Source organism: Embleya sp. NPDC025285, from assembly GCF_055558835.1.
Genome location: NZ_JBVHLU010000180.1, coordinates 1 through 12,204 on the forward strand (window position 1 = coordinate 1; position 12,204 = coordinate 12,204).

The 12,204-nt window shown below is 72.4% G+C and carries 12 protein-coding genes and 1 pseudogene; 8 read left to right on the forward strand and 5 right to left on the reverse strand.

Translation table 11 applies throughout. The features are described from left to right. From ACZ4FV_RS50015 to ACZ4FV_RS50030, 4 genes and pseudogenes are all read left to right on the forward strand, one after another. A pseudogene (locus tag ACZ4FV_RS50015) lies at positions 1-381 on the forward strand (ABC transporter); the annotation flags it as partial. After that, positions 378-1,169, forward strand: a complete 792-nt coding sequence (locus ACZ4FV_RS50020) for an ABC transporter permease (protein ID WP_395859105.1) — start codon at positions 378-380, stop codon at positions 1,167-1,169. The pseudogene ACZ4FV_RS50015 and the gene ACZ4FV_RS50020, both read left to right, overlap by 4 nt. Before the next feature lie 202 nt (positions 1,170-1,371). Then, positions 1,372-2,376: an LLM class flavin-dependent oxidoreductase gene (locus ACZ4FV_RS50025; RefSeq protein WP_465328005.1), complete on the forward strand. Its 1,005-nt coding sequence runs from the start codon at positions 1,372-1,374 to the stop codon at positions 2,374-2,376. A 74-nt stretch (positions 2,377-2,450) separates the two neighbouring features. Next, on the forward strand, positions 2,451-3,356 hold the full coding sequence (locus ACZ4FV_RS50030; RefSeq protein ID WP_465328007.1) for an SDR family NAD(P)-dependent oxidoreductase: 906 nt from the start codon (positions 2,451-2,453) through the stop codon (positions 3,354-3,356). Positions 3,357-3,442: 86 nt separating this feature from the next. On the opposite strand, the gene ACZ4FV_RS50035 is transcribed toward ACZ4FV_RS50030, so the two are convergent. Then, positions 3,443-4,354: a LysR family transcriptional regulator gene (locus ACZ4FV_RS50035; RefSeq protein WP_465328009.1), complete on the reverse strand. Its 912-nt coding sequence runs from the start codon at positions 4,352-4,354 to the stop codon at positions 3,443-3,445. 64 nt (positions 4,355-4,418) lie between these two features. On the opposite strand from ACZ4FV_RS50035, the gene ACZ4FV_RS50040 reads away from it, so the two are divergent. From ACZ4FV_RS50040 to ACZ4FV_RS50050, 3 genes are all read left to right on the forward strand, one after another. Continuing rightward, a complete protein-coding gene (locus tag ACZ4FV_RS50040) occupies positions 4,419-5,477 on the forward strand; it encodes a threonine ammonia-lyase (protein ID WP_465328011.1) in 1,059 nt (352 codons plus the stop codon). A gap of 249 nt (positions 5,478-5,726) precedes the next feature. Then, on the forward strand, positions 5,727-6,269 hold the full coding sequence (locus tag ACZ4FV_RS50045; RefSeq protein WP_395859100.1) for an anthrone oxygenase family protein: 543 nt from the start codon (positions 5,727-5,729) through the stop codon (positions 6,267-6,269). 126 nt (positions 6,270-6,395) lie between these two features. After that, positions 6,396-7,001 (forward strand): short chain dehydrogenase, encoded by a 606-nt coding sequence (locus ACZ4FV_RS50050; RefSeq protein ID WP_395859099.1) that lies wholly within the window; start codon positions 6,396-6,398, stop codon positions 6,999-7,001. Positions 7,002-7,218: 217 nt separating this feature from the next. Here ACZ4FV_RS50050 and ACZ4FV_RS50055 read toward each other — a convergent pair whose 3' ends face one another. Then, a complete protein-coding gene (locus ACZ4FV_RS50055; protein ID WP_395859098.1) occupies positions 7,219-7,878 on the reverse strand; it encodes a hemerythrin domain-containing protein in 660 nt (219 codons plus the stop codon). Positions 7,879-8,210: 332 nt separating this feature from the next. Between ACZ4FV_RS50055 and ACZ4FV_RS50060 the strand changes: the two genes are divergently transcribed. Then, the gene (locus ACZ4FV_RS50060) at positions 8,211-8,525 is read left to right on the forward strand and encodes a hypothetical protein (protein WP_395859097.1); all 315 of its coding nucleotides are present in this window, start codon (positions 8,211-8,213) and stop codon (positions 8,523-8,525) included. Here ACZ4FV_RS50060 and ACZ4FV_RS50065 read toward each other — a convergent pair. From ACZ4FV_RS50065 to ACZ4FV_RS50075, 3 genes are all read right to left on the reverse strand, one after another. Then, positions 8,511-9,863 (reverse strand): hypothetical protein, encoded by a 1,353-nt coding sequence (locus ACZ4FV_RS50065; protein ID WP_465328015.1) that lies wholly within the window; start codon positions 9,861-9,863, stop codon positions 8,511-8,513. The two genes, ACZ4FV_RS50060 and ACZ4FV_RS50065, sit on opposite strands and share 15 nt — an antisense overlap. A 93-nt stretch (positions 9,864-9,956) precedes the next feature. Beyond that, positions 9,957-11,297 carry a nucleotidyl transferase AbiEii/AbiGii toxin family protein gene (locus ACZ4FV_RS50070; protein WP_402231528.1) on the reverse strand — a complete coding sequence of 447 codons (1,341 nt, stop codon included), beginning with the start codon at positions 11,295-11,297 and terminating at the stop codon, positions 9,957-9,959. A 134-nt stretch (positions 11,298-11,431) separates the two neighbouring features. Beyond that, on the reverse strand, positions 11,432-12,007 hold the full coding sequence (locus ACZ4FV_RS50075; protein WP_402231526.1) for a GNAT family N-acetyltransferase: 576 nt from the start codon (positions 12,005-12,007) through the stop codon (positions 11,432-11,434). Positions 12,008-12,204: the final 197 nt, after the last annotated feature.

Sequence of the window (12,204 nt, forward strand, 5' to 3'; positions counted from 1 at the left end):
CTCCTCACCACCCAATACCTCGACGAGGCCGACGAACTCGCCGACCGCATCGCCGTGCTCCACGACGGAAAGATCGCCGCCGAGGGCACCGCCGACGAGCTGAAACGACTCGTCCCCGGCGGACACGTCCGGCTCCGATTCACCGACCCACGCGCCTACGAACGCGCCGCCGCCGCCCTGCACGGCGTCACCTGCGACGACGAGACGTCGTCCCTGCGGATCCCCAGCGACGGCAGCCAACGCGAACTGCGTTCCATCCTCGACCTACTCGACGCGGAGGACATCGAAGCCGACGAACTCACCGTCCATACCCCCGACCTCGACGACGTCTTCTTCGCCCTCACCGGCGGCACCGACCAGCCGAAGGAGGCTGTCCGATGAGCTCCCTCTCCCTCGCCGTACGCGACTCGAACACGATGCTGCGCCGCAACCTCCTGCACGCCCGGCGCTACCCCTCCGGAACCCTGAACCTGCTGCTCACGCCGATCGTCCTGCTGCTGCTCTTCGTCTACATCTTCGGCGACGTGATGAGCGCGGGCATCGACGGCGGCGGCGCGGACCGCTCCGAGTACACCGCCTATATCGTCCCCGGCATCCTGCTGATGACCATCGGCAGCACCGCGATCGGGGCCGCGGTGTACATCTCCATGGACATGACCGAAGGACTCATCGCCCGCTTCCGCACGATGGCGGTCTACCGCGGCTCCGTGATCGTCGGGCATGTCCTCGGCAGCGTGCTCCAGTGCGTGATGAGCGTGGTTCTCGTGGGCGCCGTCGCCGTGGCCATCGGCTTCCGGTCCACCGACGCCTCGGCCCTGGAATGGCTCGCGGCGTTCGGCCTGCTTGTGCTGTTCGCCTTGGCGCTGACCTGGATCGCGGTCGGAATGGGAATGGCGAGCCCGAACCCCGAAGCGGCCGCGAACAGTGCGATGCCGCTGATCCTGTTGCCACTCGTCTCGAGCGCCTTCATCCCGGCCGAGACGATGCCCGGCTGGTTCCGACCGATCGCCGAGTACCAGCCGTTCACCCCCGCCATCGAAACCCTCCGCGGCCTGCTGCTCGGCACCGAGATCGGCCACAACGGATGGCTCGCGATCGCCTGGTGCGGCGGCCTGATCGGGCTCGGCTACCGCTGGTCGACGGTGCGCTTCAACCGCGACCCGAAGTAGCCGGCGCGGGCCCGCGGCCCCGGGGCTCGTCTCGCCCGAGGGCCGCGTACCGACGCCGCCGGGGGTTTCACCGCGCAAGTCCCTTCTCGGCGCCGACCACGGTTTCTCTTGATCCCCCAGCCGGTATCACACCTCGTGGTGGTTTTTTCGGCACGCCCGCTCTGCCATGATCGCCGGCACCCGATCGAGGGGATGTGGTGGTATGTCGGCGGAACGGGTCGCCGCGACGGTGCCGTTCGGGGCCGGGTCGATCTCGTTGCGGATCTATCCGCACGACGGGCTCGACGCGTCGGGCGTGGCCGGAGAGGCGATCCGGCAGGCCGTACTCGGCGCGGAGAGCGGCTTCGACGGCGTGATGACCAGTGAGCATCACGGCGGGTTCGCCGGGTACCTGCCCAATCCACTCCAGGTGGCCGGTTGGATGCTGGACCGGATGCCCTCCGGGTGGGCCGCCGCCGCCCCCGTACTACTCCCGCTGCGGCCGGTCGCGATGCTCGCCGAGGAGGTGGCGTGGCTGGCCGCGCTGCATCCCGGGCGGGTCGGCGTCGGGGTCGCGCCCGGCGGACTGGAACTCGACTTTCGGCTGATGGGCCTCGACTTCGCGGCCCGGGCGGCCGGATTTCGGGCGGGATTGCCCCGGCTGACCGAGTTGCTGCGTGGCACGGAACTGGGCGAACTGGCCGGTGACCGGGCCCTGTCCGGGTGCGCCGCGCGACCGGTGCCCGTGGTGAGCGCGGCGATGAGTCCGGGCGCGGTGCGCCGAGCGGCCGAGGCCGGTGCGGGCATCCTCTTCGACGGTGGTTCGGAGCCGGCCCGGCTGCGCGAGTTGACGGATCGATACCTCGACGCCGGCGGTGCCGGGCCTCGCGTGCTGATCCGCCGCGTGTGGATCGGAGATCCGCCGCGCGAGGCGTTCGAGCGGCAGTCCCGGGTGTATCGGGGCTACACCCCGGCGGCGGCTCAACGGCACTGGCGCGGCACCGGGTTCGCCTGCCACGACGACGCGGTCGCGCTCGCCGACGAACTCGCCGCGGTACGGGCCGAGATCGGCGCCACGTGCCTCAACCTGCGGATCCACGTGCCCGGCGTGTCCTCCGAAGCGGCGCGTGAGCAGATCGCCGCGCTGGGCCACGAGGTGCTGCCTCGACTGCGGTCCGCCGGCGCGAATTCGGCCCGGGCTCGCGGCACCGGCGCGGATCCGGCTTGAGGCGACGGGCCGGTGACCGATACGAACACGACGACCGAGGGAGTGCGGCAGCGGTGATAGCGGAGCGGATCAGGTTGACCGGGCGGACGGTGATCGTGTCCGGGGCCGGTGGCGGCGGGATCGGGACCACCTGCGCGCGCGGGCTGCTCGAAGCCGGTGCCACCGTGCTGGGCGTGGATCGGGACGCCGAGCGATTGGCCGCGATCGAAGCCGAGTTGGCGGATTCGACGGGGACGCAGGATTCGGCGGGGCCGGCGGATTCGGCGGGGCCGGTGGATTCGGCGGGGCCGGTCGGCCCGCGTGGCACGTTGCGCACGGTGTGTGCGGACGTCTCCACCGCCGAAGGAGTGGCGACCGTGCTGGAGCGGGCCGCTGCCGCGCCCGGTGAACTGTACGGACTGGTCAACGTGGTGGGTGGGAGCCTGCTGCCGCACTGGGCGCCCGCGCTGGACTTCGACCGCGCGCAGTGGGACGAGTCCTTCGAGCTGAACCTGCATCACGTGATGTGGCTGTCCCAGGCCGTCGCCCGGCACCTGGTCGCGCACGAGTCGCCCGGCTCGATCGTGACCATCAACTCCACCGGCGGCGTGGTCGCCGCGCCCTATCACGTGGGCTACGGCACGGCCAAGGCCGCCGTTCTCGGGCTGACCCGGACACTGGCCCTGGAGTGGGGCCGGTACGGGATCCGGGTCAACGGGATCGCGGCCGGCTCGATCACCACGCCGCGCGCGACCGCCGCCGCGCAGGACCCGGAGCTCGCGGGCCGAGGGGTCCCGCTGCGCCGCCGGGGCACACCCGCCGACGTCGCGGCCGCGGTCCTGTTCCTGATCTCGGACCTGTCCGCTTACACCACCGGCGCGGTCATCCCGGTCGAGGGCGGCGCGCTCCACCGACTCGGCCTGTTCGACGAGGACAACGTCCCGGTACATGTCACCAATCCGCAGATCCTGGCCCGGATCCACGGGGACGCGCCGGACTGACCGCCGGCACGATCCGCCGGCCCGGGCCGCCCGCTCGCTCGCTCGCTCGGCCCGCAGGTCCCGGAGAACAGCGGGCCGATTCCCGGTCACGGCTGTGGCAGTGCCGTCGCCGCCGCGCGGACCAACTCGCCCAACAACGCGGCGGTGGCCGGTGGATCCGGCGCCGCGCCGTGCACCGCCGCGTCGACGAGCCGCTCCTGATCGGGCAGTCGCACCGTGCGCACCGCCGCGTTGCGCTGCGCCGCCAGTGCCAGACCGGGCAGCGTGGTGACGCCGAGGCCGGCCGCGACCAGTGCCTGGACGGCGACGTAGTCGTCGGTGGTGAAGGCGACTTCGGGTACGAACCCTTCCGTCGCGCATGAGCGGATCAGGTGTGTGCGGCAACGTTCGCACCCGGTGATCCAGCGTCGTCGCGCGTGGTCGACGAGCCGATCACCGACCGTCCCCATCGGCGTCACCAGGTGGATCGGCTCGACCAACAGCCGGGTGCGACGCAGCCCGTCGCCCCTCTCCACCGGCTGCCCCGGGTGCGTGAACAGCAGTGCGACATCTACCTCGCCGGCGCGCAACAGCCTTACCGCGTGCGGTGGTTCGGCCTCGACCAGGCGCAGCTCGACGGCCGGATGAGCGGCGCTGAACGCGGCCGCGGCGCGCGGTACGAAGGTGCCCAGTGCGGAGGGGAACGCGGCCAGCCGGACCCGGCCCGCGCGCAGTCCGGTGTAGGCGGCCAGTTCGGCCTCGGCCGCGTCCAACCGGCCCAGGATCTCCTCGGCCCGCTCGGCCAGCGTGCGTCCCGCGTCGGTCAGTCGGATGCCCCGTCCCACTCGCTGGATCAGCCGACTGCCGGTCTCCGCCTCCAGGCGGGAGAGGTGGTGGCTGACCGAGGGCTGCGCGTACCCCAGCACCCGGGCCGCCTCGGTGACCGAGCCGTGCCGGGCGACGGCGGCGAGCACGCGCAGGCGGGTGACGTCGAGCACGTTCGGCAACCTATCAATCATGTCTATGGATATCCGAGAAGACTGGCATTGGACCGATGGGATGTCGGCACCCCACGATGGCGGCATGGACGCCGACCCCGCCTTCGCAGCCGCCGACCTCGCTTCCCAGGCCGCCGAAACAGCCGCAACGGTCAGCACAGTCGACACCACCGGCACCACTGCCGGCCCCACGTTCGCCGACGTCCTGGCGGCCCGCGATCTTCTCGCCGAACACCTCCCGCCGACGCCGATGTGGTCGTATCCCGCACTCGACGCGGCCACCGGCGCACACGTGTATGTCAAACACGAGAACGTCCAGCCGGTCGGGGCCTTCAAGGTGCGGGGCGGATTGACCCTGCTGGCCGGCCTGAGCCCCGCCGAGCGCGCCCGGGGCCTGGTCACCTACTCGACCGGCAACCACGCGCAGTCGATCGCCTACGCGTGCGCCGCGTTCGACGCGTCCTGCACGGTGGTGATGCCCGCCGAGGCGAACCCGGCGAAGGTGCGGGCGGTCCGCGCGCTCGGCGCCGAGGTGCTGCTGCACGGCGCGGACATGGCCGGCGCGCAGTCGCGGGCCGAGGAGTACGCGGTCGCCGGGGGCGGGCTCCTGATCAGCCCCGGCGACACCGCGGGCCTGGTGGCCGGGGTCGGCACCACATATCTGGAGATCCTCACGGCCCGACCCGACCTGGACGCGATCCTGGTCCCGGTGGGCAGCGGCACCGGAGCGGCCGGCGCGCTGCTCGTGGCCGCCGAACTCGCACCGAACTGCCGGGTGTTCGCCGTACAGTCGGCCGCCTCTCCAGCCGCGCACGACTCGTGGCGGACCGGCTCGTGCGTCACCCGGGCGAACGCCACCGTCGTGGAGGGCCTGGCCACCGGTCGCGGCTTCGAACTCCCCCAGCGCCTGCTGCGGACCACCGGCCTGGCCGACTTCCTGCTCGTCACCGACGCGCAGATCGCCCGCGCACAACGGCTGCTCGCGACCCACGCACACACCCTCGCCGAGGGCGCCGGCGCCGCCGCACTGGCGGCCGTACTCGCCCACCCCACCGAGTTCAAGGGCTTGAACATCGCCGTCGTGTGCACCGGTGGCAACGCCTCCCTCGCCGAAATCACCTCCCTGGGCCGGGACCACACGTGAGCGGGGCGGTGCGGTGAGGTGAGGTGAGGTCGTCGGTCGGCCCGGGCGCACCGAGAACCACGGTGTGCGGTGCCGAAATGGTCCGCCGGGGAACGGTAACCCAGGGGTTAAGGGTGGTTCGGAGATCGGCCGTTGTTCGGGGTGGGCAGACGCGAGAGTCTTGAGGTGTCGGGGAGCGAGGCAGCCGGACGCGGAGGACGCGGGCCGTCGCCTCACCACCAACCACCCTCATTCTCAAGGGAGTTCGTCATGGCTGCGATCAACCACACGCTCACCGCCGGCACCGACGCGATCGCCGGCACCCGGGACACCGTCGGCCGCTGGCTCACCGCCGGTGCCGTCGCCAACACCCTGATGGCCGGCACCTACGTCGCCTTCTCCGCTGTCGTCATGCCGCTGCTCGGCACCAAGGACGACGCCGACTTCGTGCACTCGATGCAGCAGATCAACACCGGTATCGAGAACCCGCTCTTCTTCACCGTCTTCACCGCGGCCCTCGCCGCCCCCGCCATCGCCGCCTGGAAACTCCGCAAGCGCGGCGGCGGCACCACCCTCATGCGCTGGACCCTGGCCGCGCTCGCGCTCTACACCACCACCGTCCTGACCACCTCCGGCATCAACGTCCCCCTCAACGAGGCACTCGCCGCCGCAGGCAGCACCGACCCGGCCAAGACCCGCGCGGACTTCGAGAGCACCTGGAACATCTGGAACGGCATCCGCGCCGTCCTCTCCACCGCCGCCGCCGTCGCGATGGCCAAGGCCATCCGCCTGCACCGCCGCAACGGGGTCTGAGCACCGACGTGGGCCGGGTGGGCCGCCGGCGTGCTCTCGCCGCCGGCGGGTTTCGACGGATTTATTGCTCATCCTGGTCGCACAGGCAAGGATCGGGAGCGATATTCGTCCGCATCGGAGGTTGTTGTGAAGGTCCTCGTGGTCGGTGCCACCGGCACTCTGGGTAAGGCGGTCACCACGCTGTTGTCCGCACGGCACGACGTGGTCACCGCCTCCCGGAGCGGAAAGACCGATGTCGCGGTGGACATCACCGATCCGGCGTCGGTGGCGGCGATGTACGAACAGGTCGGCCGGGTGGACGCGGTCGCGTGTGCGGCCGGTGGCGTGCCGTTCAAGGTGGTCGCGGAACTGAGCCATGACGACATCAGGAGCGCGGCGCTGGACAAGCTGCTCGGACAGGTGGAACTGGTCCGGGCCGGGCTCGATTTCGTCGCGGACAACGGCTCGTTCACGCTGATCACCGGCATCCTCTCGGGCGAGAGCATCCGCACCGGATCGATGGCCTCGATGGCCAACGGCGGCATCGACGCGTTCGTACGCGCCGCCGCGGTCGAACTGCCGCGCGGGCTGCGGATCAACTCGGTCAGCCCGACGGTGCTCACCGAGTCGATGGACGCCTACGACTCGTCCTTCCCGGGCTTCCCGCCGGTCGACGCCGCCGTCGCCGCGATGGCGTACCGCCGCTCGATCGAGGGCGTGGAGACCGGCCGGGCCTTGCGCGTGGGCTGGTAGCCGATCCGCCGTCCAACCCCCTCGGACCCACCACCTCTCCTCGCCCGCGGCGCCATGGAGCTCGCGCAAGGATCGTGGTTCCGGCGCTCGACCGCCCGCGGGTGACCGCCCGGTCCGTCGGCGCTCGATGGCCGAAGGCCCGTGTGGGCTCGGCCACCCCCGATGCGTGCGCGCCTTCGGGTCGGGCGGCTCCCGCGTGCGTGCGGGCGCGGCGCGTTCAGACCTCCGTCGAGCCCCTCTTCGGTCCCCAGATGTCCAGTCCGGCGTACGCGGGCTGCCACTCGTTTCGGTAGGCCGCGCGCAGGGGCTCGGGCAGGAGGCCGAGTACGGCCGCGACATTGTCCGTATTCGCGTCGTCCAGCAGCCACGGCAGGTACCGGGGGTTGTCGTCGCCGATCCGGATGCGGTGCTCGGCGCCGAAGCGCTGGAGCACGTCCGGCGTCACGTGCGCGTCGATGATCTCGAGTGCCTCGTCCTCCTCGTGCGCGAGGTGTCCGCCCAGGCCGCCGACCAGCCGTTCGACGATCATGGCCAGTCGTTCCGGGCCGCCTTCGCGGTCGGCCAGTGCCGCGTCGACGGCGTTCAGGCCCGGGTCGACGATGGCGTGTTCGGCCTCCATCGCGTCGAGCACGGCCAGTTCGTCCGGCCGGTTCCGGACAGCCGACCGAATCGCGGGCCACAGCACGTCGTCCTCGGCACCGTGATGTACGTGCAGGTAGCGCTTGAACATCTCCCAACCGATCGCCGCCTGGAGGACCCGACGCGGGTCGTCGCTCGTGTCGGCCGTGATCCTGGCGATCCGTCCCAATTCCCGCCGAAGCGCGTCGTGGAACGTGTACATCATGGACATGTCGTTCTTGAAGGTCTTGCGCGTCATGGTGTGCTCCGATTGCGTGATCCGCCGACCCGGCGTCGGCGCGCGGCATCGCCCGGCGGCGCGGTGTGCAACCGCGCGCCGGTTCCGGTCCGTTCGGCTGTTCGGCTCGTCTTCGACTCGTACTCGGCGGCTCGCTGCCGCCCGACACATCAATGACGAATCCCGGATCGCGAATGTGACCGATCCCGGCCCGAGACTTTCCCGAACCCACGGATCCGCCGACGGCACCGGCACGACCGGTCGCGCCGACACACGGTCGTCGCGCCGCCGTCCCGGGCGACGGGTCGGGTGGGCCGACGGCTCTTGTCCGTCCTGTCGGACATCATGGGGGTATGAATACGCACCGGCCACGAGGCACCTGCGGCGTGTGCGGTCGTCGCGTCGCGGTGACCGAGACACACGCGGTCTGGCGGCACGACGACCCCGGCCACGCGCGGGCCGACGACGCGCCGATCTCCTGCCGGGGGTCGTGGACACCGGCCGCCGAGGCCACCGATCACACCACCGGACCCACCCAGCTCGACCTGCTCAGCGTCGCCGCAGCTGCGGAGGAGGGCGAGCACCCCGATCGGGAGGCGGCCGACAAGACGGGTGAGCTGCTCGCCGGCTCGGCGCCCACCCCGGCCGGTGGGTCACCCGGTCGGTGACGCGCTCCGCGCCGAACCGGCCGGATCGCCGGCCACCGCCCGTGCGGTGGCCAGCAGTTCCGGGATCGTGCCGGTGAATTCCGGGAACAGGCGCATGGCCACTATCCACGCCTCGACATCGGCTCCCAGAAACTCCTCGACCAGCGCCTTCGCCTCGGCCCGAGGCGCGCCCGAGGCCCACCACCGGGGCGACGTACGCGCATCCGTGTCGGCCAGCACCGACAACACGACCGGAGCCGGGTGGGCGTGCCGGAGCAGGTCGGCGCCGGACAACCGGCCGGCCGCCAACGCCTCGTGCAGCCAGGGTCGTTCCTCCCGGCTGCGCGCCGCCAGTCCTCCGGCCAACATCGCGATCAGCAACTCGTGTGGACAGTCCGGGGCTTCGGCGAGCCGATCGTGCAGTACGAGCGGCAGCGCGGCGGCCCGATGCGAACGGATCAGCTCCGCCCAGGGCATGCCGCCGCCGTCGGCGAGGATCGCGTCGACCCGGCCGCGCTGCCCCCCGTCCTCGCCCTCGCGCGCCGCCTCGCACAGGAACGCGGCGACCCGTTCGGGGTCCTCCTCGGCGGCCAGGCGTGCGCGCAACAGGCTCAGGCCGTCGCCCCGGGCGAAGGCGTCCTCGATCGGTTCGCGCACGTCGGCGGGGAAATCGGCCTCGGCCAGGACCCGACGGGCCTCATCGACGCCGTGTCGGGTCCAGACGCCCACGATCACCCGCAGTCGGCCCGCCTCGGTGCGCAGCGGCAGCCGGTTGACGACGACGCGGGCCACCTCGGGATCGCCCGAGGTGATCCCGGCGGCCAACCACGCGGCGCAGCGACCCAGCTCCGCGCCCCACAGCAGGGCGAGGAGCGGTTCGGCCACCCGCCCCCGCGTCCCGTCGCGGCGAACGCCCGCCAGCAGCCGGGCGCGTTCCGCGTCGGGCAGCAGCGAACCGGCGAACAGCGCGGCGTCCACGTGCGGATCGTCCAGGTTCGACAACGCGTCCACCTCGTCGGTGGCGAGGTCGCCGCGAGCGGCCCGATCGACCGGCCTCTCGGCGGCGCCGGACCGCTCGGACCCGACGAACGCGGGCATCGGGAGCGGCGGCGCGGTGGTCGGCCGAGGCCGATCGTCGCGTCTCCCGCCCGTCTCGCCCGACTCACGCGCCTCGATCGCGGCCTGCAACGCGGCGTCGCCCGACGCCCGCGCCGCGTCGGCCAACACCGTCGGCACCGACGCCATCGCCCGCAGCGCCGGCGCCAGTTCGGCGCCGAGCCGGGCCACCAGGACGGGCACGAGGGCGGGATCCGCCAGGGTGAAGACGGCCTTGGCCACGGACCGTTCGATGCTGTTCACGGGCGTGCTTCCTGTCGGGTGGGTGGAGCCGACCTGTCGGGCGGTCAGGACGGACCTGTCCGGTGGGTGGGGCCGACGCGCCGACCGGCGTGGTCAGACCCGGGCGCGCAGCGCCGCGAGCGCGTTCCGAATCACGTCGGGGTTGCGCGTGTAGTAGCCGAGTTCACCCGACGTGTACGGGAGTTGGGCCACGTACGCCTCGGCCGCCTGTTCCGACGTGCACTGCTCAGGGCCGACCACCTCGCGGATGATCACGATGCTCTCGGCCAGGCCCAGCGCCCGGCTCTTGAGCCAGGCCGCCAGCGCGGTCATGCCGCCGCGCGCCGCCTCCCGGCGCGCGTCCGGCAACAGCGGGTCGAGCCACCGCAGCCGCCACGCGTAGCCGTCGGTGGCGGGTTGCTCGTCCTCCTCGGCCAGCACCGGCTCCAGCGCCGTCAGCAGCCGCGACATGAACTCGGCGCCGGCGCCTCCGATGTCCGGGTACTCCTTGGCGAACTCGTCCCAGTCCGCCTCCTGGTCGACGAACGCGCCGGCCGTGATCCGCCGTCCGGCCCAATGCGGCTCGCCCGCCACCAGGGTCCGGTGCAGCAGATCGGCGCCCAACGTCGTCGACTCGGCCAGCAGTACCGCGTCGTAGAGGTCCTTGCCCTGGGGGTAGGAGTCGGAGAGCAGCCAGAGCAGTTTCCAGGCCAGCGACTGCTCGGGGGTCGCGGCCAGGATCCGGTGCGCGCCCGACCCGTCCCGACGCGGTACGTCCGTGTACTCGGCCGCCGACGGGAGCGACTCGTTGAAGACGAAGTCGAGTTGCACGGTGCCCGACGGCAGTCCGTCCGCGTGCCACGGCAGCACCAGGCGCCGGCCGGGTACCCGGTCGTAGGTCCAGATCTCGTCGTCGATCGCGCCGTCCGCGTCGATCCTTACGCCCGGATCGCTGTGGGAAGGGGTGTGCGTACGCGAGAGGGCGTCCGCACCGCGCGCGATCGCGGCGAACATCCGGTCGGTGCGCGGCTCGACCACGTCCCAGGTGGCCGGTATCACGACGAAGTCGAGGTCGCCGGGCTCGCGCGCGGCGGCGCCGTACCAGGCTCGGAGCAACATGCTGCCGCGCAGCACCAGGTGCTCGGCCCACGGGGAGTCCGCCACCGCCGCCAAGACGTGGTCGACCGCCTGTCGGCGGGCGGTGTGCCAGCGTTCGGCGGTCCCGGGGGCGGTGAACTGCGGTTCACCGGCCCGCATGGCGCTGCCGTAATGCTTCAACGCCGGGTCGAAGACCGGCCGTTGACGTACCCCCGGGCCGGTCACGGAGACCAGGGTCCGAGGCAACTGCCGTGCCAGGCGGACGCGTTCGTCCAACGGCTCGGTCGGCAGGCTCTGCTCGTCCCACGGCCCCCAGCCCAGGCTGTCCCAGGTGTCGTGCCCGCTGTTGTCGGTCATGGCCGCTTCCGTTCGTCGTGGCAGTCACCGTCGCGGTCCCCGTCCGGCGACCTCCCGTCGCGGGACGGCGCGAAGTCCCTTCGGTTCGAGCCGGGTCGGACCCGTTCGAGCGGATCGGACCGGGTAGGAACCGCTCAGGCCCGATCGGGCCGGTGCACGCCGGCTCCGGCCGGCTCGGGCCGGTCGGTGCCGTCGAGGTCCTTGGCGTACCAGATCTCGGCGTACCTGCCGCTGTTGTGCGCGGGTACCTCCGCGTAGCCGCTCCTGGTGTACAGCGTGCGGGCCTCGACCAGGTCGAGGCGGGTGTCCAGGACGATCCGGGCCACGCCCAAGGCGCGGGCGGCGTCGTCCACGGCCGCCATCAGGCGCCGGCCGCCGCCGGTGCCGCGCAGGTCGGGTCGTACGAACACACGGGTCAACTCGGCGGTACGCGCGTCCCGCAGCAGCAGCCCCGCGCACGCGGCCGGCTCGCCGCCGTATCGGCCGATCAGGAACAGGCCCCGCGGCGGGGCGAGGTGGTCGCTCGGCGCGTCGGCCAAGCCCTCCTCGATCTCGATGGGCGTCGAGTCCCGGCCCTCGTGCAGCCGGTAGTACCGATCGCTGACCTCGACGAAGTACGCCCGCAGCAGCGCGAGCGCTTCGGGAGAGCCGACCGCGGCGGGGGCGATCGTCCAGGTCTGCGGGTGGGGGCTGCGTACGGCGGTGGACATGGGAAAAGTGTTCCGCACCCGTCAAACCGTTTGCCGACCGGGTGACGCGCACACCGCCGGGTGATTCCGCCGTCGCACAGCGCACACCATCCGGCGGGGGGGGGGGGGGGGGGGGGGGGGGGGGGGGGGGGGGGGGGGGGGGGGGGGGGGGGGGGGGGGGGGGGGGGAGGGGGGGGGGGAGAGGGGGGCGGAGGCGG